The sequence below is a fragment of the Streptomyces odontotermitis genome (assembly GCF_050510915.1).
In the GTDB taxonomy this organism is placed as follows: Bacteria; Actinomycetota; Actinomycetes; order Streptomycetales; family Streptomycetaceae; genus Streptomyces.
This window is the reverse complement of sequence record NZ_JBNJLS010000006.1, coordinates 240,218-261,456: the sequence shown is the minus strand read 5'-3', so window position 1 is coordinate 261,456 and position 21,239 is coordinate 240,218. Positions and strand designations below refer to the sequence as shown.

At 71.1% G+C, this 21,239-nt stretch carries 22 protein-coding genes and 1 pseudogene; 13 read left to right on the top strand and 10 right to left on the bottom strand.

Annotated features, from left to right (window positions below; translation table 11 throughout):
- The first annotated feature begins 39 nt into the window (after window positions 1–39).
- From ACQB60_RS19895 to ACQB60_RS19880, 4 genes are all read left to right on the top strand, one after another.
- Window positions 40–1,173, top strand: coding sequence for an MFS transporter (locus tag ACQB60_RS19895; protein ID WP_496927552.1), 1,134 nt, complete (start codon window positions 40–42; stop codon window positions 1,171–1,173).
- Between the two features lie 10 nt (window positions 1,174–1,183).
- Window positions 1,184–1,636, top strand: coding sequence for a GNAT family N-acetyltransferase (locus ACQB60_RS19890; RefSeq protein WP_496927352.1), 453 nt, complete (start codon window positions 1,184–1,186; stop codon window positions 1,634–1,636).
- A 192-nt stretch (window positions 1,637–1,828) separates the two neighbouring features.
- The gene (locus ACQB60_RS19885) at window positions 1,829–2,203 is read left to right on the top strand and encodes a hypothetical protein (protein ID WP_496927351.1); all 375 of its coding nucleotides are present in this window, start codon (window positions 1,829–1,831) and stop codon (window positions 2,201–2,203) included.
- A 171-nt stretch (window positions 2,204–2,374) separates the two neighbouring features.
- A complete protein-coding gene (locus tag ACQB60_RS19880; protein ID WP_496927350.1) occupies window positions 2,375–2,845 on the top strand; it encodes a nuclear transport factor 2 family protein in 471 nt (156 codons plus the stop codon).
- A 78-nt stretch (window positions 2,846–2,923) separates the two neighbouring features.
- On the opposite strand, the gene ACQB60_RS19875 is transcribed toward ACQB60_RS19880, so the two are convergent.
- The 8 genes and pseudogenes from ACQB60_RS19875 to ACQB60_RS19840 all read right to left on the bottom strand — a co-directional run bounded on the left by ACQB60_RS19875 (window position 2,924) and on the right by ACQB60_RS19840 (window position 10,004).
- The gene (locus tag ACQB60_RS19875) at window positions 2,924–3,541 is read right to left on the bottom strand and encodes a hypothetical protein (protein ID WP_496927349.1); all 618 of its coding nucleotides are present in this window, start codon (window positions 3,539–3,541) and stop codon (window positions 2,924–2,926) included.
- Window positions 3,542–3,612: 71 nt separating this feature from the next.
- Window positions 3,613–4,293, bottom strand: a complete 681-nt coding sequence (locus ACQB60_RS19870) for a LysE family translocator (RefSeq protein ID WP_496927348.1) — start codon at window positions 4,291–4,293, stop codon at window positions 3,613–3,615.
- Between the two features lie 9 nt (window positions 4,294–4,302).
- Entirely contained in the window at window positions 4,303–5,922 is a 1,620-nt protein-coding gene (locus ACQB60_RS19865) for a carboxylesterase/lipase family protein (RefSeq protein WP_496927347.1), read from the bottom strand.
- Between the two features lie 130 nt (window positions 5,923–6,052).
- Entirely contained in the window at window positions 6,053–6,775 is a 723-nt protein-coding gene (locus ACQB60_RS19860) for an RICIN domain-containing protein (protein WP_496927346.1), read from the bottom strand.
- A gap of 5 nt (window positions 6,776–6,780) precedes the next feature.
- Window positions 6,781–7,455, bottom strand: a complete 675-nt coding sequence (locus tag ACQB60_RS19855; protein WP_496927345.1) for an RICIN domain-containing protein — start codon at window positions 7,453–7,455, stop codon at window positions 6,781–6,783.
- A 214-nt stretch (window positions 7,456–7,669) separates the two neighbouring features.
- Window positions 7,670–8,263 carry a DUF4291 domain-containing protein gene (locus ACQB60_RS19850; RefSeq protein WP_496927344.1) on the bottom strand — a complete coding sequence of 198 codons (594 nt, stop codon included), beginning with the start codon at window positions 8,261–8,263 and terminating at the stop codon, window positions 7,670–7,672.
- Window positions 8,264–8,472: 209 nt separating this feature from the next.
- Window positions 8,473–9,014: pseudogene (locus tag ACQB60_RS19845) on the bottom strand (GNAT family N-acetyltransferase).
- Window positions 9,015–9,110: 96 nt separating this feature from the next.
- On the bottom strand, window positions 9,111–10,004 hold the full coding sequence (locus tag ACQB60_RS19840; RefSeq protein WP_496927343.1) for a DUF3626 domain-containing protein: 894 nt from the start codon (window positions 10,002–10,004) through the stop codon (window positions 9,111–9,113).
- 501 nt (window positions 10,005–10,505) lie between these two features.
- Here ACQB60_RS19840 and ACQB60_RS19835 point away from each other — a divergent pair.
- Complete coding sequence (locus ACQB60_RS19835) at window positions 10,506–11,477, top strand: hypothetical protein (RefSeq protein WP_496927342.1); 972 nt, start codon at window positions 10,506–10,508, stop codon at window positions 11,475–11,477.
- Window positions 11,478–11,692: 215 nt separating this feature from the next.
- Complete coding sequence (locus ACQB60_RS19830) at window positions 11,693–12,535, top strand: hypothetical protein (protein ID WP_496927341.1); 843 nt, start codon at window positions 11,693–11,695, stop codon at window positions 12,533–12,535.
- 10 nt (window positions 12,536–12,545) lie between these two features.
- On the opposite strand, the gene ACQB60_RS19825 is transcribed toward ACQB60_RS19830, so the two are convergent.
- Complete coding sequence (locus ACQB60_RS19825; RefSeq protein ID WP_496927551.1) at window positions 12,546–13,124, bottom strand: TetR/AcrR family transcriptional regulator; 579 nt, start codon at window positions 13,122–13,124, stop codon at window positions 12,546–12,548.
- 217 nt (window positions 13,125–13,341) lie between these two features.
- Here ACQB60_RS19825 and ACQB60_RS19820 point away from each other — a divergent pair, with 217 nt between their 5' ends.
- The 6 genes from ACQB60_RS19820 (at window position 13,342) to ACQB60_RS19795 (ending at window position 19,277) form a co-directional block, all read left to right on the top strand.
- Window positions 13,342–14,388, top strand: coding sequence for an aldo/keto reductase (locus ACQB60_RS19820; protein WP_496927340.1), 1,047 nt, complete (start codon window positions 13,342–13,344; stop codon window positions 14,386–14,388).
- A 402-nt stretch (window positions 14,389–14,790) separates the two neighbouring features.
- Window positions 14,791–15,969 (top strand): hypothetical protein, encoded by a 1,179-nt coding sequence (locus ACQB60_RS19815; RefSeq protein WP_496927339.1) that lies wholly within the window; start codon window positions 14,791–14,793, stop codon window positions 15,967–15,969.
- A gap of 2 nt (window positions 15,970–15,971) precedes the next feature.
- Window positions 15,972–17,108: a hypothetical protein gene (locus tag ACQB60_RS19810; protein ID WP_496927338.1), complete on the top strand. Its 1,137-nt coding sequence runs from the start codon at window positions 15,972–15,974 to the stop codon at window positions 17,106–17,108.
- 228 nt (window positions 17,109–17,336) lie between these two features.
- The gene (locus tag ACQB60_RS19805; RefSeq protein ID WP_496927337.1) at window positions 17,337–17,606 is read left to right on the top strand and encodes a hypothetical protein; all 270 of its coding nucleotides are present in this window, start codon (window positions 17,337–17,339) and stop codon (window positions 17,604–17,606) included.
- A gap of 44 nt (window positions 17,607–17,650) precedes the next feature.
- Window positions 17,651–18,610 carry a TIGR03621 family F420-dependent LLM class oxidoreductase gene (locus tag ACQB60_RS19800; RefSeq protein WP_496927336.1) on the top strand — a complete coding sequence of 320 codons (960 nt, stop codon included), beginning with the start codon at window positions 17,651–17,653 and terminating at the stop codon, window positions 18,608–18,610.
- A gap of 79 nt (window positions 18,611–18,689) precedes the next feature.
- Complete coding sequence (locus ACQB60_RS19795; RefSeq protein WP_496927335.1) at window positions 18,690–19,277, top strand: GNAT family N-acetyltransferase; 588 nt, start codon at window positions 18,690–18,692, stop codon at window positions 19,275–19,277.
- 7 nt (window positions 19,278–19,284) lie between these two features.
- On the opposite strand, the gene ACQB60_RS19790 is transcribed toward ACQB60_RS19795, so the two are convergent.
- Entirely contained in the window at window positions 19,285–19,812 is a 528-nt protein-coding gene (locus tag ACQB60_RS19790) for a DinB family protein (RefSeq protein ID WP_496927334.1), read from the bottom strand.
- A gap of 253 nt (window positions 19,813–20,065) precedes the next feature.
- Here ACQB60_RS19790 and ACQB60_RS19785 point away from each other — a divergent pair, with 253 nt between their 5' ends.
- Entirely contained in the window at window positions 20,066–21,061 is a 996-nt protein-coding gene (locus ACQB60_RS19785) for a hypothetical protein (protein WP_496927333.1), read from the top strand.
- The last annotated feature ends 178 nt before the right edge of the window (window positions 21,062–21,239 follow it).

Here is a 21,239-nt window from a genome sequence, read left to right as displayed (position 1 = left end):
GCAACACCCCACGGGACAGCGAAGACGACCGCGCACCGCATGTGGCCGCTGTACGCGGCCGGGTTCACCACCGCGTTCGGCGCGCACGGCATCGCCGCCAACCTCGGGGCCGGTGACCGGGACCTGGTGGAGTCGGTGCTCTACCTCGGGGTGCTGCTTGCCTTGTACGACGGGGCCGAGGTGGTGCTCAAGCCGGTGTTCGGCACGCTCGCCGACGCGGTGGGCGCCAAGCCGGTGCTGGTGGGCGGGCTCGTCGGTTTCGCCGTCGCGTCCGGCCTCTTCGTCCTCGTACGGGATCCGGGGTGGCTGTGGGCGGCGCGCCTGGGACAGGGTGCGGCCGCCTCGGCGTTCTCCCCGGCCGCCTCCGCGCTGGTGGCGCGCCTCAATCCGGCGGCCAAGCACGGGCGTGCGTACGGGAGTTACGGGTTCTACAAGAGCATCGGCTACACGGCGGGGCCGCTGCTGGGCGGGGTGCTGGTGTGGGCCGGTGGCCTGACGCTGCTGTTCGTGGTCCTTGCCGTGCAAGCCGCGGTGGTGGCGGTGTGGGCCGTGCTCGCGGTACCGGTCATGGCGCCGCTGCCGAAGTCCCGCCAGACGCTGCTCGGTCTGGCCCGCCGACTCACCGACCCTCCGTTCGTACGGCCGGTCACGGCCCTGGCCGCCGCGACCGCCGCGCTCTCCGTCGGCGTGGGCTTCCTGCCGCTGTCCGGGGCCGCCGCGTCGCTGTCGCCCGTGGCCACCGGTGCGGCCGTCTCCGTGCTCGCCCTGTGCGCCGCCTTCACCCAGCCGTGGGCCGGGCGGGCCCTGGACCGGGGGCGGCTGAGCACCCGTACGGGGCCGGTCGTCGGGCTGCTGGTCACCGCGTGCGGGCTGGGTGCCGCGATGCTGCCGGGGGTGGCCGGGGTGCTGGCCGCCGCCGTCCTGACGGGGTGCGGCACCGGCCTGATCACCCCGCTCGGCTTCGCCGCCCTGGCCGCCGCGACGCCGCCCGAGCGGCTCGGGCAGACCATGGGCACCGCGGAGCTGGGCCGTGAACTCGGGGACGCGGGCGGCCCGTTGCTCGTCGCGACGGTCGCCGCGGCCGCGACGCTGACGTGGGGGTACGGGGTGCTGGCCGCCGTGACGGCGCTCGTGGCGCTCGCACTCCTTGGCCGGGGCAGGGCGCGGCTGTGATGCTGAGGCAGTGAACGAAACGATCTCTTACGCATGGCGTGGCCCCCTCACCGACGACGAGATGAGCGACCTCGTCCGCTCGCACGGCGGGCACCCCGAGGCGGGCTGGTGGCCCAAACTGCGGCAGCACAGCCTGGGTTGGGTCACCGCCCGCGACGGCGCGGGGCCGGGCGAGGGGCTGCTCGTCGGGTTCGTGAACGTGGCCTGGGACGGCTGTGACCACGCCTTCCTGATCGACACGAAGACGCGGGGCTCGTATCAGCGGCGCGGGATCGCCACGGCGGTCGTCCGCCTGGCCGCGGAGCGTGCGCGAGCGGCGGGCTGCGAGTGGCTGCACGTCGACTTCCAACCCGCCCTGCGGGCCTTCTACTTCGACGCCTGCGGCTTCCGCCCCACCGACGCGGGTCTGATCCACCTTCCGACGACGACGGCGGGACCGGGCGGCCAGGGGCACGACGTCTGAGCATGCATCTCGACCTCCGGGGCCGCCGCGCACGGGCAGGATGTGCACTCCTGGCGGGGGCACGGGGGTGGGAGCGCAGGAGTCGGAGCGCGAGGGGTGGGAGCGCGGGGGGGGTGGGAGCGCGGGGGCACGGTGCCGCCTCGCGCGCGTGCGGCGCCGCACCGCGAGTGGCACGATCGGAGGATGTCGCTCTTGAGCAAGTTGCAGATCAAACCCGGCCAGAGCGTCGCGGTCCTCGGCCGGCCCGACGACGTCCACCTCGACTTCGAGGGCGCGGGCGACCCGCCGTCGGGCGACGCGACTTCGACCGACCCGGCTTCGACCGACGCGGTGCTGGCCTTCGTGACCACCTCCGCCGACCTCGCCGGGCCCCATGCCGAGGCGGCACTCGCCGCCGCCCGACGCGACGCGCTCGCCTGGGTCGCGTACCCCAAGGGCGGCCGACTCGGAACGGACCTCAACCGTGACTCGCTGGCGGCCGCGCTCATCGAGCGGGGCGTGCGGCCGGTGCGGCAGATCGCCGTCGACGACACGTGGTCGGCGCTGCGGTTCCGCCCGCCCGCGTGACGCCGCGCGCCCGCGCGGGTGCGTGGCCGCATGGCCGCATGGCCGCATGGCCGCCAAGTGCCCACGTGCGCCGGGCCGTTACCTGGGAGGTAATGGTCATGGACGACGGACGCCGCCAAGAATGGTGATCACCGCGCCACCGGGCGTGGCTCCGAACGGGAGGCATCACCCATGGCGACGCTCACACCCACGACCACGACCACGACCACACTCTCCACCACCCGCGCCGTGGTCGAGGAACTGCTGCGCAGGATCGGCGAAGGAGACCCCGAGCGCATCGCCTCCCTGTACGCCGAGCAGGGCGACTGGAAGCTGAGCTGGCCGGAGGCGGAGCACGGGCGCTCCGCCACCCCGTGGATCCGCCACCGCTCCACCCGCGCGGACGCCGCCGCCCACTACCGCGAGCTCGCCGAGCACCATGTGCCCGGGGTACCTGGGGCCGCAGGCACCGAGATCGAGCGCATCCTCATCGACGGCGCCGACGCCGTCGTGCTCGGCGAGATCCGCCAGACCGCCCGGCCCACCACACGCGCCTACCGTGCCCGTTTCGCCCTCCACCTCACCGTCGAGGACGGCCTCGTCACCCGCCACCACGTGTACGAGGACAGTCTTGCGGTGGCCCAGGCGTTCGAGATCCACTGACCAACTGTTGCGACAGCAGGGCTGGTTGATGGGCTGGTTGACGGGCTGGTTGCTGATGACCGAGGCGGCAGGGGCCGGTCAGATCCCGGCGTCCACGACACCGTCCCGCACGAGTGCCCGGTGACGCCCCTCCCCGAAGAGCTCACCGATCACCATGCCCGGGAACTCCAACGGCTCACTCCTGCCCTCAAGTTGTACGCGCACCCGCCACACCTCACCCCGGTGCTCCACCAGGACGTCGGCGTGCGCACGGCCCGGCGCCTCGACGCCCAGCACGACGGGCCCGCCCTCCGGCCCGTACTCCCGAAAGGTGGCGACGAAGGGCAACTCCTGTAGCAGAAAGGAGAGATGAGCCCACCCCGGCGCCTCCGGCCGCGGTGTCCACACGATGCCGCCCCGCTCCCGGTCTTCCGTCGGCACCTCGACGCCCTCGACGCCACCGCCGCCCTCGACCGTCACCAGCGCTCTCGGATCGGGCTCACCGGCGTGCCGGAACGTGAATGTGCGCGCCGCCACGTCGAGAGCGGACAGCTCCATCCCCCGCGGGCCACCCTTGAACGTCATATCGGCCACGTCCTGCAGGAACGTGCCCACACCCGCATCGTGAGCGTCCGACGGTGGCTCCCCACCACCGGACAGCGGCTCGTACGAACCCACGGTGAAGGCGCCGTTCGACCGCCCCTTGCCTCGTCCCACCGGCTCTCCCTCTCCCTCTCTCCCCCTCCTACTCCTTCTCCTTCTCCTTCGTCTCGCTGAGGCGTACGGCTTCAGCCAGCCGTCGCCGTACGGATCCCCAGCGCGACCAGCACGGCTCCCGCCAGACGACTCGTGCGAAGCCTGAACTTCGGGGTGTCGACGACCGTACGCGCGGCGGCCACCACCGATGTCCAGAACAGCAGCCACACCAGCACGAGGGCCACATGCGCGACCGCGAGCGTCGCAATCTGGGGTGCGACGGGACGACTGGAGGTGAGGAACTGCGGGACCAGGGTGAGATAGACCGACGCGGCCTTGGGATTAAGGACGTTGGACCACAGTCCTTGTCCGAAGCCGCCGAGCCCCGCCCATGGCAGACGCGGAAGCTTCCCGCCCTCCTCTCCTCTCACCGTCACCTGTCCTCTTGGTTCCGCGCCGCGCCGCGCCGAGCGCCACGTGGTCACGCCGAGCCAGATGAGATAGCCGCCGCCCACGAGCTTGACCACCGTCAGTGCCTGTGCCGACGACATGACCAGGGCCGACAGTCCGATCACGGCGAACGTCGCGTGTACCACGAGCCCGCACGCGGAGCCCAGTGCGGCCCGCATGCCGTCGGCCCGGGAACCCGCGATCACCTGCTGCGTGACCAGGGTGAAGCTGGTGCCGGGGATCAAGGTGAGAGGCGTGACCGCGGCGACGAACGCCCATGTCTGATGCCACTGCTGCCACTGCTGTCCTTGCTGCCACTGCACACCGCGAGCCTAGGCGACCGGCGTCGGCGTCGGCGTCGGCGTCGGCCGGATCAGTGGCAGCGCGGCGAAGGCGTGGTCCTGCCAGATCCGGCGGGAGGGTTGCTCCGGATACGGGCAGGCGCTCCCCGCCGGTGTCGCGTCGAAGAGTTGGACGAGACACTGTTCCGTGTCGTACGTGTCGTACGTGTCGTACGGGGGCCAGCCCGGATCGCCGTGCGCGGCGAAGGCGGTCCATGCGGTGCGCATGCGCGCGGACAGGGCCTCGGCCTGCGACGTCGCCAAGGGTGACTCACCGATCAGGAGGGCCGGCTGGCCCCGGTCCAGGTTGCCGAAGACCAGAGGGACGTCCAGTCCGTGGCAGGCGCCGAGTGCACCGCCCATGCCCGGGGCGGGCCAGGTCAATTCGTAGACGTGCGCACGGCCTCCGGCGGCCACGTGGGACTCCGCGAGGTGGAGCGTCGGCATGCGGAACAGGCAGTCGGCGTGGACCAGTTCGTACAACTCTTCGGGGCCCGCTGCCGGGAAGGCGTCGCGGTAGCGCCGGGCGCCGTCCGGTTCCGGGGCGAAGATACGCAGGGCGGCTTCGGCCTGCTCCGCGCTCACCTCGCCGAGGAGCCCGGTGAGCGCGCTGAACAGGCGGTGCTCGTCGCGGGTGTGGCCCACGAGGAGGCCGATGTCCCGTGCGGCACCGTCGGACAGGGCTTGCCAGGGGGTGGCGGGCAGGATGTCGCCGTCCACGACTGGCGAGAAGGGGATGGAGCGGTGCGCGGGCAGTCCCCAACGGGCCGCGTGCTGCTCCATCTTGGCTCCGACCGCGTCCCCTGCGGCCGACAGCCGCTCCGGGGCGACCTCGGACAGGCCGGTCACCGTGGGCCGCGGAAGGCCCAGTTCGGCGGCGCAGGCGGCGCCGATGTCCGCGGCCAGTTCAGCCGAGAAGTACGTTCCCTGCACGCTTTGCGCGACGGCCCGGTGGAAGAGCCCGGCCGCACGGTCCATCGCCAGCAGCGCGGCGACCGATCCCCCGCCCGCCGACTGGCCGAAGACCGTGACCCGTCCGGGGTCCCCGCCGAAGGCCCGTATGTTCGCGCGCACCCACTCAAGGGCGGCGACCTGGTCGAGCAGTCCACGGTTGGCGGGAGCGCCCTCGATGTGCCCGAACCCCTCCATCCCCACCCGGTAGTTGAACGTCACGACCACGACGCCGCCGTCCCGCGACAGCCGACCGCCGTCGTACTCGGGCAGGCCGGACGTGCCGAACACATAGGCTCCGCCCTGGATCCACACCATGACCGGCAGGCCCGCGCCCGGTTCCGGCTCGGGCGTCCAGACGTTGAGCGTCAGCCAGTCGTCGCCCGGGGTGCTGTGCGCGAGCGCGTCCATGCCGAAGACAGCGGACTGCGGGGGCGGCGGCCCGTAGGAGACGGCCTCGCGCACGCCGCCCCACCCCCGCACCGGCTGGGGCGCACCAAATCGCAGCGCGCCGACCGGCGGCTCGGCGAACGGAACACCAAGGAAGACCGCGCCCCCGCCCCCGCCCTCACCCTCACTCGCACGGCGGCCACGCAACACCCCTGCCTGCGTGCGGACTTCAGGGCGGGACCCGTACTCCTTGGACGCGGGAACGGACATGGCGGCTTCCCCCAAACAACCAGAGAGGCGGAGCGGTGGAGAGGGTCCGCGGTGAACGCGGACCCTCCGCATCATTCCGCCGCGCCCGGATTGCGTGCCAGCCATTTACGGACGGCACGCACTCCTGCTGCTATCCCTTGCGGCTGAGATCCCACATCTGGTTCTGCCGGGAGTGGTCGCGCCACATGATCACGGGAGCGTTGTCGGCGTGGCTGCCGCCCTGGACGTCGACGACGAGCCGGGCGGTGACCGGGGTGCTGATCAGCTTCGTGGACCTGATCATGCCGGGGATGTAGCCGAAGATCTGGTTGTCCTGGCCCAGGCATTCCCACTGGGTGAGCTTGTGGCCCTTGCCGACCCCGCCGTGGACGGTGAGGCACTTGCCGCTGTTGCGGTTGCGCAGGACGACGCTGGCGCCGGACGGGTCACCGCCCGTGGACTCGAGGTGCCACTTCTGGTTGGCGGCGCCCACGCAGCGGTACTGGTTGGCGACCGCGCCGTTGGCCTTGCTCGCGCCCTGCACGGTCAGGCACTTGCCGCTCTCCTTGTTGATGACGTACCGGACCTGCTCCGGACCGCCCGCGGCCGGCGCACGGAACCCGGTCCGGGCACCGTCGGCCTTCGCGTCGGTGGTACGCAGGCGCGAGGCTTCCCTGCCCTTCGCGCCGTTCACTGACGCCCCGCCCTGCCTGGACGACCGCTCCCCTGCATGCGAAGTCCCGTACGCACGCGCGGTGTTGTCGTGCGGCTCCGCGTGGAGCGCCACGGTGATCCCGGCCGCCGCCACGACGACAGTCGCTGCCGCTGCGATCAGCAGAGGCCGCTTCTTCCCCTTGTTCGTACGGTCGGTCATGGCGCTCATCCCTTCAGCGTCCACGTCTGGTTGCTGCGGCCGTTGCACGTCCAGATGATCACCGGGGCGTTGTCGGCGTTGCTGGCGCCCTGGACGTCGAGGCAGAGCGTGCTGTTGTGGTGCTCGTACGGGAAGATCCGGCCGGTCTTGTGCCCCGCGCCCAGGTAGGCCCAGAAGACCTCGTCCGGGGCGCCGTCGTACTCGCTCTGGACGAGCGGGGCGCCCTTGCCCGCGCGGCCGACGACCGACAGCGAGAGGTGGCTCTTGAGGTTCTCGAACCGGCGTCCGACGCCGCCCTGGTTGTACATGATCCACATCTGGTTCTTGGCGCCGACGCAGCGGTACTGATTGACCTCCGCGCCCTCGTGGGTGGCGGCTCCCCTGACCGTCAGGCACTTCCCGCTGTGCTTGTTGACGATGTAGTAGATGTTGTCTGCGCCCGCGGCAGGCTTGAGGGCGGAGTTCTTGTTCTGCGCGGCGTCTTGGTTCTGCACGGCGTCCTTGTTCTGCGCCGTGCCCTTGTGCTCCACAGCCGCCTGCGCCACCAGGCCGGACGGGGCACGCGCCGCCGCATGCCGCCCGGTGTTCTCGTCACCACCGCCTGTGCTCTGGACGGCCACGAGGGTCCCCGCGAGCGCCAGCAAGGCGACGCCACCGCCGAGTGCGGTCCGACTCCGCACGGACCTTGGTCCTGCCGACTTTCCTGTCTCCACGATGTCTCCCATCGCTGATGTCCCCCATCGCTCCGCTTCGCCGCCGGTCGGCGGCACGGGAACCACCATCGGAGTGCGGGCCCGGCCACCACGAGCGATCTCCGCCACTGTGGGACGACACGGCTGTGAGCAGCGGGGACGCCCGCGCATGTGAGGTACTCGTGGGACGCGTCGGCGCTCTTCAGCGGATCAGGTGGGCCAGGAGCCCCTCCCGTACGGGATAGGGGTGTTCGGCGGGCAGGAGGTGCCGGGCGGCGTCCAACTCCCCGCCCCGTACGTGGTCATGGACGGAGCGCGCGAGCGGGGTGACGTCGGTGATGGAGACCGTCCACTCGTCCGCGTAGCGGCGTGCCGCTTCGCCTGTGAGGCCGAGTTGAAGGGAGCGGTGGGGCAGCGGCTGGAGGCGCAGGTCTCGTTCGGGGTCCCACTGCACCCGGGCCGGGGCCTGCTTCAACTGGCGCTTCCAGCTGGCGGGGTCGGGATGCAGGTCGCGCTCGTAGTGGGACAGGCAGGCGTGTTCCAGCGCCCACTCGAAGCCCTCGCGGCTGATCTCGACGGCAAGGACGGTCTCCTGGCCTTCCTTGGTGGCCCAGCCGCAGCGGTACATCATCCAGAGGAACGACGGTTTGATCCAGGTCATCCGGTCCCGCTGCCACGTCGCCGGGAACCGGCCCTCGCCGGCCGCGGGCAGCCCGATCTCTGGTCGGTACGCCTGGTAGACGGTGATCGTGGCGGGCGTGTGGAGGGCGCGGATCTGGTGTTCGGGTACTGCCATGATCACCAGGATGGGCGGACCGCTCCGCTGGACGCCAGCGATTATTTCCGGCGGGGCAAGTGGCCCTTCGCCCCGAACGAGTCGTACGAATCATGGGCCGCCACAACACGCTCCCGTTCCTCGCCGCCTCGCCATCTCGCCGCCTCGCCTCCTCGCCTCCTCGCCGGCCGCAACCCCAACGGGGCTGCTCGCTCACCGACTTGGGGCCTCTAGCTCGTCGCGTTCGGCTTCCAGTCCTGGGCGAGGAGCCCGAGGATCACCTCGTCCATGAACTCGCCGAGGACCCAGGCCGAGGAGCGCAGCACGCCCTCGCGGACGAAGCCGTTGCGCTCGGCGGAGCGCAGCATCGAGATGTTGTCCGACGCGTCTCGATCTGCAGCCGTTGCAGGCCGCGTACGACGAATCCGTAGTAGCACAGCACCGCGACCACGTCGGTGCCGTAGCCCTTGCCGCGGGCGGCGGGCAGCAGACCGAGGCCGATGTGCGCGGACCGGCTGTGGTTGTCGATGCCCCACAGCGTGGCGGTGCCGACCAGCGACTCGCCCTCGAGCTCGACCACGGAGAACTGGACGAGCCCCTCCTTCGTGTCGTCCACCACGAGCCGTGGGTCCTTCGAACCGGGCGTGATCGGCCGCCACGGCGAGCCCTCGGCCCGCGAGCCGTTGACCACGTCGTCGTAGAGCTCGGTCCGCAGTACCGGGATGTCTTCGTCGTACCGGGCCCTGAGCCCGACCTTGTCGCCCTTCAGCATGCAAGCTTCCTATCCGAACGCGCTGACCTGCGGCAACCCAGTTCGGGGACCATCAGCGGTCCATCAGAGACCCTTCAGAGATCCGTCAGAGATCCGTCAGAGATCCACCCGTTCCGAACTCCGCGATGCGGCAACGATCTTCGAAGGCGTCCCGAACCGCGCCAGGTAGTGCCACACCTTCTTGACCGCCTGGGGGTCGTGGCTGCCGTCCCGCGCCGCGTCTCCCACGATGCGCGGATCAAGGACGCCGTCGACCGCGATCTGCGTCCCCAGGTCGACGTGTTCCTGACCGCGATAGCCGGGATGACGGCGGAGTTCCTCGACGGTGAGGCGGAAGCCGGGGTGCCATTCCACGGGGCAGCCGAGCCGCAGGGCCGCCGCCTCGACCGCCGTGCGCCGGAAGCAGGGGTCCAGGACCAGCGCCTCTACGTGGCGGCTCGGCCGCACCGGTCCGTGCACCTGGGCCTCGACGTAGTCGTCGAGTTCGTCCTGACGGTCGGCGAGGGCGAGCTCGACGAGCCGCATACGGGCCGCGACACCGAAGTCCGAGGGTTCGAGATGGCTGTCCGGGTAGCAGAACGTGGTGCGCTCCAGCGTCTCGGCGGCCAGCCGGAAGTGGGCGGAGCCGAACCGCGGCGCCCCGCCGAACGGCTTGCCGCGGAAGTTCAACGCCCCATAGACGGGGCGTTCATGAGCAGGTGCTTCGTCGTACGCCCCGTTGAAGATCCGGCTCTCCCAGCGCCAGCGGTCGCCGCCGGGGTGCGCGGTGAGGCCGCCGTTGCTGGTCCCGGTGACGAACTGCGAGCGGTAGACGCCGTCTTCGGCCAGGGCGTCCAGGATCGGCTTGCCGTGCAGCAGGCGGTCCGGGTGGAAGTTGAGGGTGACTCGCAGCGCCGGGTCCATCGGGGAGCCCGACGCCAGTTCCTCGACGTGCCGAAGGGCCCGTTCCTGCGCCGTCGGGGAGGGTGCCGGGGAGGCTGCGGAGTTCATCGGCACAGTGTTCCCCAAGTCGATCAGGCGGTGCACGCGGATAACTTGTCCACCGGGTCCATCCGTACGGAAGACTCTGTCGGTGTTCTCGGCGCTGTCTGCGCTGTCCGCGCTGTCCGCGCTGTCGGTGGTGGAGCAGCACGCCGACGGTGAATCGTTCCGCTCGCCATAAGGCGCCGTAAGCGGCGCGCAGTCCCGCCTCACCCCATCAATTCGGCCCCATTTTCGAATGCCGTGCTCTTCAAGTTTCTTGCCCCCTTTCACCCTCCCGATCTTCCTTCAGGAATAGCATGCTGCCTGCATCGCCGGTGTGCTGGACCATGGGGGTGGGGGCGCATGGTGAACATGTTTCTCAACGGCTTGTCACGGCAGGCCAATTCGTGCCGCTGGAAGCCATTTTCCGCTGTCGCCGCGCTCGCGATATCAAGCGTCCTGGTGGCCGCCGGGTGCGGGTCGTCGAGCGACTCGGGGGGCCGGACCCCCGATGCTCCGGCCACGTCCATGGGCACGCCCGACGGCAACGGCTCGGACGGTGGCGGGGGCTCCGGCGCCTCCGGTGGTTCAGGGGGCGGCACGAACGGCGGCTCCAGCAGCGGCAGTTCGTCCGGCGGTGGCTCGAGCGTCGGCGGTACGTCCGGCTCGTCCTCGGGGTCCACCGGCGGCGAGACCTGGAACGGCGGCCGCGGCACCGGGGGTTCCACGTGGAAGCCCGGTCACACGAGCGGCGGGCACGGCGGCAACGGCGGCAACAGCGGCGGGCACAGCAACGGGGGCTCCGGCGGACACCACGACAGGTCCCAAGGACCGCCTCCCGACAAGGAGTTCTCCTGGGTTCCGTTCGGCCCCACCTCCCCCTCATGGGACGGCATCAACACCAACCACGTATACGACCTCGTACAAATCAGGGATTGCGGCGAAGCCAAACGCTGGTACGACGCCGCGGGCCCGAGGAATTGGCAAGCGAAACCTGCCGCTTGGAAGGCCCTGGAAGGACTCATCGCCGCCTGCTATGCCGTCGGCGGGCAGGAAAGCGAATGGCAGAAGGTGATCGACGCGTACGCCGTCGTCAGAAATCAGCCGTCGGGAGACTGCAAGTACGCGGCGGCTCGCCGCACTCTCGGCCAACTCGCCGAATTCCGGGCCGCGCACCCGGACGGGAAGGTGCGCATTCGCCCGTCGGGCAACGGAGTTCAGGCATGCCCGTCCACCATCACCGAGGTGTCTCCCCGACAGGCGGCGCCCGGGGCGAAGGTCGAGGTGAAGGGGACGTGGCCCAGCTCCGCGACGGTGTACGTGGGCGGCGTCCAAGCCCATCTCGTCGACAACGCCAACGCCATGGACCCCGTCTGCTGCCTCAACGCCACCGTGACCTTCGAAGTCCCCTCCAGCACGCCCACGGGCGCCGCGCGGATCGTCCTCAAGGCTCAGCGCGTCGAGCTGGACGCGGGCGAACTCGTCGTCACCGCTTCCTGATCATGGCCGCCCCGGACGACAGCTCCTGGTTCGGCCCCCTGACCGCCCGCCTGCGGCGCCTGCGACCCCCGACTCCCGATCCTGCGCCCGCCCCTGGGCCCGAGCCCGCCCCTGAGCCGGAACCGCCCCCTGATCCCACACCCCCACCCACACCCGCGCCCACCCCTACTCCCGCTCCCGACCCCGCCCCCGAGGACCCCCAGCACCCCGGCTGGATGGAACTCCTCGGCACCATCGGCTCCTTGGTGTCCCTCCTCGCGGCGGTCCTCTTCTACTTCGGATGGGCCAGCACCGACGCGGAGACCCGGGAACTCGGGCTGCGCGACAGCATCTTCCGCCTCTCCACCAGCGAGTATCTGCTCCGCAGCGTGGAGGCCCTCTTCCTGCCCGCCCTGCTGCTGGTCGGCGCTCTGTTCGCCGCCATCGGGCTGCAGCGCTGGATCCTGACCTCTCCCGGCCGGGCCGAGACCGCCGTGCGCCGCATGCGCTGGGGGTGGCTGCTCCCCGTCTCCCTCGCCCCCTTCTACACGCTCCACCCGGCCCTGTTCGAGCTGGTCCTCCCCCTCGTCACCATCCCCGGGCTGCTGGCGACCGCCTACGCGCTCACCCGCCCCGAGTCGCACGGGACCGCCCCGGAGGCCGCGTCCGGCACCGCGCGGCGGCGACTGCGCGTGCAGGTCTGGGCGCTGGCACTCGTCCTGTGCGTGCTGTCCCTGTTCTGGGCGGTCTCCTCGTACGCGGGGATCGTCGGCCGTGGCCGCGCCGAGAAGGCCGCGCGGTCCGTGAACACCTCCGCCTTCCCCAGCGTCGTGGTCTTCAGCAAGAAGGACCTCATGATTCGCGGGGGCGGTGCCTGTTATCAGCGCGTGCAGGCCGAGAACAGCGCGTACGCGTTCCGGTATTCGGGGTTGAGGCTGTTCTACGTCTCGGGTGACCGCGTGTACCTGGTGGACTGGAAGTGGCGCCCTTCCCAAGGCACGTTGTGGGTCGTGCGCGAGAGCGACTCGGTCCGGGTCGAGTACGTGAGTGGGCCCTTGGGCCGGGAACCGGAGTGCTAGGCCCTGCTGGTCAGATTCCCGCCTGCCCCGCGAGTCCGGCCGGAGCCCCGGCGCCGCGCAGCAGGGTGTCCACGACACGGGTGGCGAGCGCGTCCGCGTCGCCGCCTCCCGCTCCCTCCTTGGCCGCCTCGTGGATGAGGGCGTAGTAGACGCGCCGGGTCCAGTCGAGGTCGATGTCGGGGCGGAGCACTCCCGCCTCCTGGGCGCGGCGGAAGAGGCGAACGCAGGTGGCCCTGACCTCGGCATGAATGCGGGCCGCCTCGGGGTGGGCGTCCTCGGCCGCGCGGTTCATGGCGAACGACCAGTCGGTCTTCACGCGCAGGACGTTGGCGGTGACCTGGTACAGGGCGACGAGCGGCGGGGCGGCGTCCGGGCGCGCGGTGTCGACGGCGTCCGCGAACTGGCGGGCGGCCCAGCCGGTGAGCTCGTCCAAGAGCGCCTCACGGGTGGCGAACCGGCGGTGGACCGTGGTCCGTGCGACGCCGGCGGCCCGGGCGAGCTGCTCCATGGTCGCCGCCGGATTGGTGGCCAGGACGCGCTCGGCCGCTTCCAGGATCGTCCGGACGGTCCGTTCGGAGTCGGCCCGCAGGGGCCGCTTCGCCTGCTGCTCCGTCTGCCGCTCCTGCTGCTTCTGCTGCTTCTGTTCCGTCTGCTGCTTCTGCGCCGCCACGCCGACATGCTACATCCGACCTCCCCCAAGGGCACTACTTGCAACATCGATGTTGCATGTCATAGGTTCATGGCGTCGGAGAGGTAGCAACTCCGCACCCCGTCCGCGGGGAGGCGACATGAAGGAGCAGAGAGTGATGCAGCACAGGAAGCTGGGCCGCACCGGCATATCGGTCAGCAAGTTCGCGCTGGGCACCCTGCGCCTGGGGGCATGGGGCAACACGGATCACGACGACGCGACCCGCCTGATCCACACGGCCCTGGACGCCGGAATCAACCTCATCGACACCGCCGACCAGTACTCGGGCGGCGAGGCCGAGGAGATCGTGGGCAAGGCCATCCGCGACCGCCGCGACGAGGTCGTACTCGCGACCAAGGGGCACTTCCCGGTCCGCTTCAAGGACGAGGACCCCAACCGGCAGGGAAACTCGCGCCGTTGGCTCACCAAGGCCGTCGACGACAGCCTGCGCCGCCTGGGCACCGACCGCATCGACCTCTACCAGGTGCACCGCCCGGACCCGAGCACGGACATCGACGAGACGCTCTCGGTCCTGTCCGACCTGGTACGCGCGGGCAAGATCATGACCATCGGGACCTCGGACTTCCCCGCCGAACAGCTCGTCGAGGCCCAGTGGACCGCCGACCGCCGGGGCCACATTCCCTTCCGCACCGAGCAGCCCCCGTACTCCGTCTTCGTGCGCGGGATCGAGGCGGACGTGCTGCCCACCGCGCAGAAGTACGGGCTCGGCGTGCTGACCTGGAGTCCGCTCAACAGCGGCTGGCTGACCGGGCGGTTCCGTCGCGGCGAGCCGATCGAGATGAACGGGTTCCGGCAGGCGGTCGCCCACAAGTTCAACCTCGACCTGCCGGGCAACCAGCGCAAACTCGACGCCATCGAGCAGCTGTCGACCTTGGCGGACGAGGCGGGAATCTCCCTGACGCACCTGGCCCTGGCCTTCGCGACGACCCATCCGGGCGTCACCTCGGTGATCCTCGGCGCCCGCACGGTGGAGCAGCTCACCGACCAGCTCGCCGCCGCCGAGGTCCGGCTCGACGACGAGATCCTCGACCGCATCGACGAGATCGTCGCCCCCGGCGTCACGCTCAACCCCGCGGACATCGACTACCGGCGGCCGGCCCTGACCGACTCCGAGCAGCGCCGCAGGCCCGCCCACCACCGCTGACGGCGCTCCAGCCGCAACGAGTCCCTGGGGCACACACCAGTGAAGTGCTCGCCGGATCACCAGGCCGCGCATCGGCCACTGACGGCACGGGCAGCAGCAGCGGCGGGCCTGCCCGTGGCCGACATCGCGACCTCCCTTGCCCGATCTGTCCGTCACCTGCCTGATCTGTCCGTCGCCTCCAGCGCCTCGCCTCCAGCGCCTCGCCTGCGGCGCGGGCCGGGCAGAGGCCGGGCTTCCCCGCGCCGGGGCCGCAGGGCTCCGCCACACCGCCGCCCGCCGCCCGCCGCCCGGCGCGCCCGAATCCCGGCACCCCCGCCGAGTACAGCTGATTCACCGTCAGACACCTATTCACGGCCGGTACATGCCAATAGGCTGAGCGGCCTTCACGTCTGGGGAGGTCGCGTGAAAGGTCTCCGTGCGGTCCTTGTCTGCCTGGCGATCGCGTGTGCCGCAGTGGTCTCGCCGACCGCTGTGGGCCCGTCGGCCGCCGCTGTGACGCCCGCCGCGACACCGACCGTGACGCCCGCCTCGACCGGGGCGCCGGGCTGGTCGGCGCTGCCGGTTCCGGCCGCGTCCCCGCCGGTCACCGTGAAGTCCCTCGCCGCGCGCGGGCCGCGCGACGTCTGGGCCACCGGGTACGAGGGCGACGTCGGTGCGCTGCGGCCGCTGCTCTACCGGTGGGACGGCCGGGCATGGCGCCAGGACACCAGCTTCCCCGGCGCCGGTGAGCCGGGGTGGCTCGGCAAGGTGCAGTTCGTCGGCGACGAGGTGTGGATCTTCCACAACCACGACGGGAAGGGCGAGATCCTGCGCCGGTCGGCGGGAGGGACAGAAGAGACGGGAGAAACAGGAAGGACGAGAGAAGCAGGAGGGACGGGAGGCTGGAGTGTCATCCCGCTGCCCCACACCCTGTGGGTCTACCAGGACTTCGCCGCCGTACCGGGTGGAGCGTGGGTGGTCGGTGAGGACGACACCGGACTGAAAGTGCTGCACTACGACGGCTCCGGCTGGACCACCCAGCCCATGCCGGACGGCGTCCTGTTCCTGATGGGCGTCAACGGGCGTTCCGCCACCGACGTCTGGGCCTGGGCGGACACCAGCACCGGGGCGGGGACCGTCATCCTGCGCTGGGACGGCACGGCATGGCGGGACGCGAAGGTGCCGTTGCCGCCGAACAGCAACGTGCACACGGTCCTGCTCGAACCATCCGGCCGGGTCACGATGGGCGGCAGCCAGTACACCGACGGTGTGTCCCGCACCTACCTGATGACCAGGAACAAGCAGGAGAACGGGGCCTGGCGCACCAGCTATCCGCCGCTGGGCGACACCTACACCGAGGGCATGGTGCGCGGCCCGGATGGCGCGCTCTGGCTGCCGATGAACAGCGACCGGGCGTTCCAGTCGAAGTACGCGCGGGTCAACGGCTCGCGCACCACGTTCTCGTACGGCCCTGAACGCACCAATGCGATCGAGGTCAAGCCGGACGCGCTCACGAGCACCGGGACGTCACTGCTCTCCCTCGGGACCGTCGAGATCTACGGCTCGAAACCGAACCTGATGAGCGAGCGGCTGGGAGGCTGACCATGCACTGCAGTCGCAGAACCCTTCTCGTCGCGGCCCCCGCCTTCGCCCTGTCCCTCACGGCCGTCACCCCCGGCACGAGCTCGGCCGCGGCGGACACCTCGTCCTCCCCGTCCTGGCAACACGTTCCGGTCCCGGCCCAGGTGCGCCCGCAGGCCCAGCTCAACGAGGCCGTGGCGTTCGGGCCCGACCGGGCGTGGGCGGTGGGTGCGGACGCCGTCGGCCGGCAGGCGCCGGGCTTCCCGCTGCTGCTGCGCTGGAACGGAACCGCCTGGCAGCGCCAGAAGGTGCCCGGGGCCGAATGGCAGGGGGAGCTGCTGTCGATCGCCGCCACCTCACCGAAGGCGGCCTGGGCGGTCGGCCGCGACACGGCGGGCGGCTCCCGCGTGATCCGCTTCGACGGCACCGCCTGGCGCGAGAGCCGGCCGCCGCGCGACTTCGTTGTGGACAGGGTCGTGGCGGGCGGCGGCGAGACCTGGCTGATCGGTGCGCGCGGCGGCGGGCAGGCGCTGCTGCGCTGGGACGGGCGTGCCTGGCAGGACATGCCGGTGCCGCCGGGCGCCGTGTACGGCCTGCACATCCTGGCGGCCGACGACGTGTGGGCCGCGGGCGCCGCCGACTCGAGTGCGGCCGTGGCGCACTGGAACGGGCAGGGGTGGCAGCAGTCGAAGGTGGACGGGACCCCGCGGTCGTCGGTGAGCAGCGTGCTGGCGGTCTCGCCGACGGAGGTGTGGGCCGGGGGCACGGGCGGGTTCATCGGCGGACCTCCGGGCAGGCCGATCCCGGCGCTGCTGGTCCGCTGGGACGGGCAGGCGTGGAGCCGGGTGACCATCCCCACCAACTTCGGCTCGATCCACTCCCTGGCGCCCGCCGCGTCCGGAAAGCTGGGCTGGGTCTCGGTGGCCCGCTCGCTGAAGTGGGCCCCGCCGGGCAGCAGTCCGCCGCTGGAACCCGGACCGGACTTCCTCGCCTGGAACGGCCAGTCGTTCGCCGAGTACGACGAACCGACGGTGGCCGGGGAGGGTGACTCCCAGGTCCTGCGCCTGGCGCCGGTGCCGGGCACGTCCACGGTGTGGTCGGTCGGCCGCGCCGCCGGTCCCGAGAACACCTTCGCTCCGCGCATCCTGCGGTTCGACTGAGGTCTGCAGGATTCGGCGCAGTTCGGCAGAGTTCGGCAGAGTTCGGCAGAGTTCGGCAGGAACTGATACCTGGTGGCGCCTGCAGTGACCCGCCACCGATACAGGCGCCGGACATCCTTCGCAGTGGACAGCTCACCCGCTGCACGCGGGGGAGGCGGATCCCGTCCGCGTCCGCGTCCACGTCGCGTCGCGTCGCGTCGCGTCGCGTCTACAGGAAGGAACACCCACATGGCCTCCGACACCACCGTGCCCTCGGCCCAGGCCCCCGCCCGTGACCGCATCGCGACCGCCACACTGGCGGTCGCCGCGTTCCCCGCCCTCGCCTGCGTCTTCTTCGGGATCGGTGCCGTCACCGCGAACACGTCGTCCGGCGCCGATGGGCAGCCCGCCGCCGTGCTCTCGCTCATCGCCCTGTGCCTGACCACCGGGCTGTCCGCCCTGGGCATCGCCCTCCGCAACCGCGGTCGAGGGCGCACGGGCAACACCACGTCTCAGTAGCCACGAGCAACACCACGCCTCAAGCAACAAGGATGTCCGCGGTCATGAAGGATGCCCTCATGCCTCCTTTCCGCTTCCTCGCGACCGTCTCCGAGAACCGCCCCTTCGCCGAACTGACCGCCGTGGCCCGCAAGGCCGAGGCCGTCGGCTGTGCCACGTTCGTCTGGCCCGACCATCTCGGCGGCTACGCCCCGATCCCGCTGCTGTCGATGATCGCGGCGGCGACCGAGCGGCTGCGGGTGCAGACCTTCGTGCTCAACGTCGGCCTGCGCCACCCCGCCGTCCTCGCCCAGGAACTCGCCACGCTCGACGCGCTGTCCGGCGGGCGTCTGGAGATAGGCATCGGCGCGGGGTGGAACAAGCCCGAACACGACGCCATCGGCCTGCCCTTCGAGACCGTCGGCAGCCGCATCAAGCAGCTCACCGAGGCGATCGCGATCCTCAAGGGCTGCTTCGCCGAAGGGTCCTTCTCCTTCGCGGGCGAGCACTACACCCTCACCGACCACGGCGACACACCCGAGCCCGCGCAGCGCCCGCACCCGCCGCTGTTCCTGGGCGGTGGCGGCAGGCGGCTGTTGACCCTGGCCGCGCGCGAAGCCCAGATCGTCGGCCTCGCCCCTCGGCTGGTGCCGGGCGACCGGCCCCGGCTCGAACCCCGGAGTGTGACGGCCGCGGCGACCGAGGAGAAGGTGCGGTGGATCCGGGAGGCCGCGGGCGAGCGCTTCGGCGACCTGGAGCTCAACGTCTACCCGACCGGCGGGCCCACCGTCGTCACCGGCCGGCCGCTCGCCGAGGCGCGCCGCCGCGCCGACCGCATCCGTGAGCAGTCGGGCGTCGAGCTCACCGCCGAGGAGATCCTCGACTCGCCGCACGTGTACATCGGCACCGTCAAGGACCTCACCCAGAAGTTCCTGGACCTGAGGGAGCGCTTCGGTATCAGTTCGTTCCTCATCGACGATCTCGACGCGCTCGCGCCGGTCGTGGAGGAACTCGCCGGACGGTGAGCCGGGCGAGTTCAGGCAGCTGGGGGAGCCGGCGGAGGAACTCACTTGCCCAGCTGTCGCTCATACGCAGAATCGGCACATGGAGATCTTGAAATTCCCCGAAGCGGACACCCCGTACGAACTGCGCGCGCAGGTCCTGGAGATCCAGGACCAGGCGTGGCCACCCGCACAGCCGCGACGCGAGAGGGACGGGACGGCCACGCATGACCCGCGGCTGCGGCCGCTGTCGCTGCTGGCGGTGGAGCGCGGCGGGGTCGTCGTGGCCGCGCTCGACATCCTCCGCAAGGAACTGGTGCATGACGGCGTGGCGTACGCCGCCGGGGGACTGAGCACCGTCGCTACGCGCAAGGAGTCCCGCGGCCGGGGGTACGGGCGGCGACTCGTGGTCGCCGCCCGCACGGTCATGGCAGCCGAACTCGGCCTGGACATCGGCCTGTTCACCTGTGACCGGGAGCTTCAGTCCTTCTACGAGAGCGCCGGGTGGGAGGTCGTCGACGGGGCCGTGGTCGTCGGGGGCACCGAGGACGACCCCTTCCCCAGCGATCAGCCCGGCTTCGACAAGGTCACCATGGCGGGGTCCTTCACGGCCGCGGGAGAGCGGGCGCGGGAGGCGTTCCGGGGCCGTCGCATCGAGCTGTGTCCCGGGACCGTCGACAGGCTGTGGTGAGGCAGACTCAGTCGCCCGTCACCCCGTCGGTCCGCTCCCTCAGAAAGTCGGCGTGGCCGTTGTGGCGGGCGTACTCCTGGATCAGCAGCACGTACACCCACCGCAGACTGAGGACCACTCCGCGGGCGGAGGTGAACGTCTCGTCGAGATCATGCCCGGCTGACGCCCCGTCGCACGCTGTGATCTCGGCCTCGTACACCCCGAAGTCCCGTTCCGCGTCCGCCTCTTGAACCCCGTTGATCCCCTCATCGCCATCGTCCGGTCCGGTGAAGACGGCACCGACGCCCTCCCCCGCGAAGCTCCGCCGGAACCACCACCGCTCCACTTCCGCCATGTGACGGACCAGCCCCAGCAGAGTGAGGTTCGAGGGCTCCACGGTCGTCCGCACCAGCTGAGCAGGGGTCAGTCCGGCGCACTTGGCCAGCAGCGTCTCCCGGTGCCAGTTCAGCCAGCCTTCCAGCATCTGACGCTCGGGCATGTCACCCAGGTCACCGAGTTGAGTGGTGCGCTCCATGTGCGGTGCTGTCCATGTCATGGACCCACCTTGGCGGTCGCCTCCCGGCACCACCAAACAGTGACGCGCGGGCTTGGCTGAGGCCCGTGGGGTTCAGGGAGCCAAGAAGGCCAAGGGAGCCAGAGGGAGCCAGAGGGGTTCCCAGTGAAATATCACATGGCTATGTTGCGTGGCGTCACTCCACTGTTCGACTCACCGCTCGACTCACCGCTCGACTGACAGCTCACCTCATTGCTCAACTCCCCTCCCCCACACAGAAATCAGGGGTCACAGCATGAAGAGATCCAAGTCCGCGATAGCCGTGGGCTTCACAGCCGCCGCCCTCCTCTCCGGCACCTGGGGGTCAGGCGTCGCCGACGCCGACCCGGCCCCCGCGCCCGCCACCGGCCGCGCACCTCACTCAGCCCCGGCCGCCGCCGCCAACGTCTGCACCCAAGGCGCCGCGCCCTCCGGCCGGAAGGTCCCCGGGCAGCTGACCAAGGCCCAGGTGGACAAGGCCCTCGGCGGCCAGACCAAGACGCACCGTGAGGCACGCGGCTGGAAGAAGGGCGGGCACGCCCAACACCCCCTGAAGCAGAGGAAGTCGAGGAAGGGCGTCGGTCCCGCCGAGGACATCCACCCCGCCCAGGGCACCGCCTTCCTGCAGCGCGCGGGCAACGACGGGGGCTGCGCCACCCAGAGCGTCTCCACCCGGGTCAACGTCACCGAGGGCAGCACCACCATCTACACCCCCACCCTCTACCCCGCCGGCGGCTCCTGCATCGAGCTGGTGACCGTCTACGTGCGGGGCCGGGCCTCGGTCTCCGCCTGGGACTGGTGCGAGGCCATCAACTTCCAGGCGTCCGTACCCATCGACGAGGGGTTCCTGAAGAGGTACACCGACGGCTCCACCAGCCCCGCGTACTCCGGACGCGTCGTGCGCACCGACGCGTCCACCGGCACCTGGACCGCCGAGCTGTACAACCACGAGACCGGCCGGTGGGACGAGCTGTACACCAAGGGCGGTGTCACCCAGGGCCGCATGGACGGCTGGGACATCTACGAGCTCTACTCCAGCACCAACTCCCAGGGGCGCGCTTACAGTTGCGCCGCCATGGCGGGCCAGGTCTTCGAGTCCCGCGACATCTCCGTCCGCAACGGCGGCACATGGGCCGCGGCCGCTCCCGCCAACTCCAACACCGGGTACGACCAGCCCGACGCGGCCTTCAAGTGCCCCGAGCGCACGTACCAGATGCTGAACCAGTACGACCACTGGAAGGCCGTCGGCTGACCCGGGTCGGCGCCCCACGGTCACCGCCCGCAGTCGGCTGCGGGCGGTGACCACCGCGCTCCCCCGCCCTCCCCCGAGCCCGCGCCCCCACCAGCGATTCCGCCGCCGGGTTTTCGTCAGCCCTTCAAGGGCACTCGCGCTGCGCAATGCCAGGGGCCGGGAGTTACGACGGAGGCCG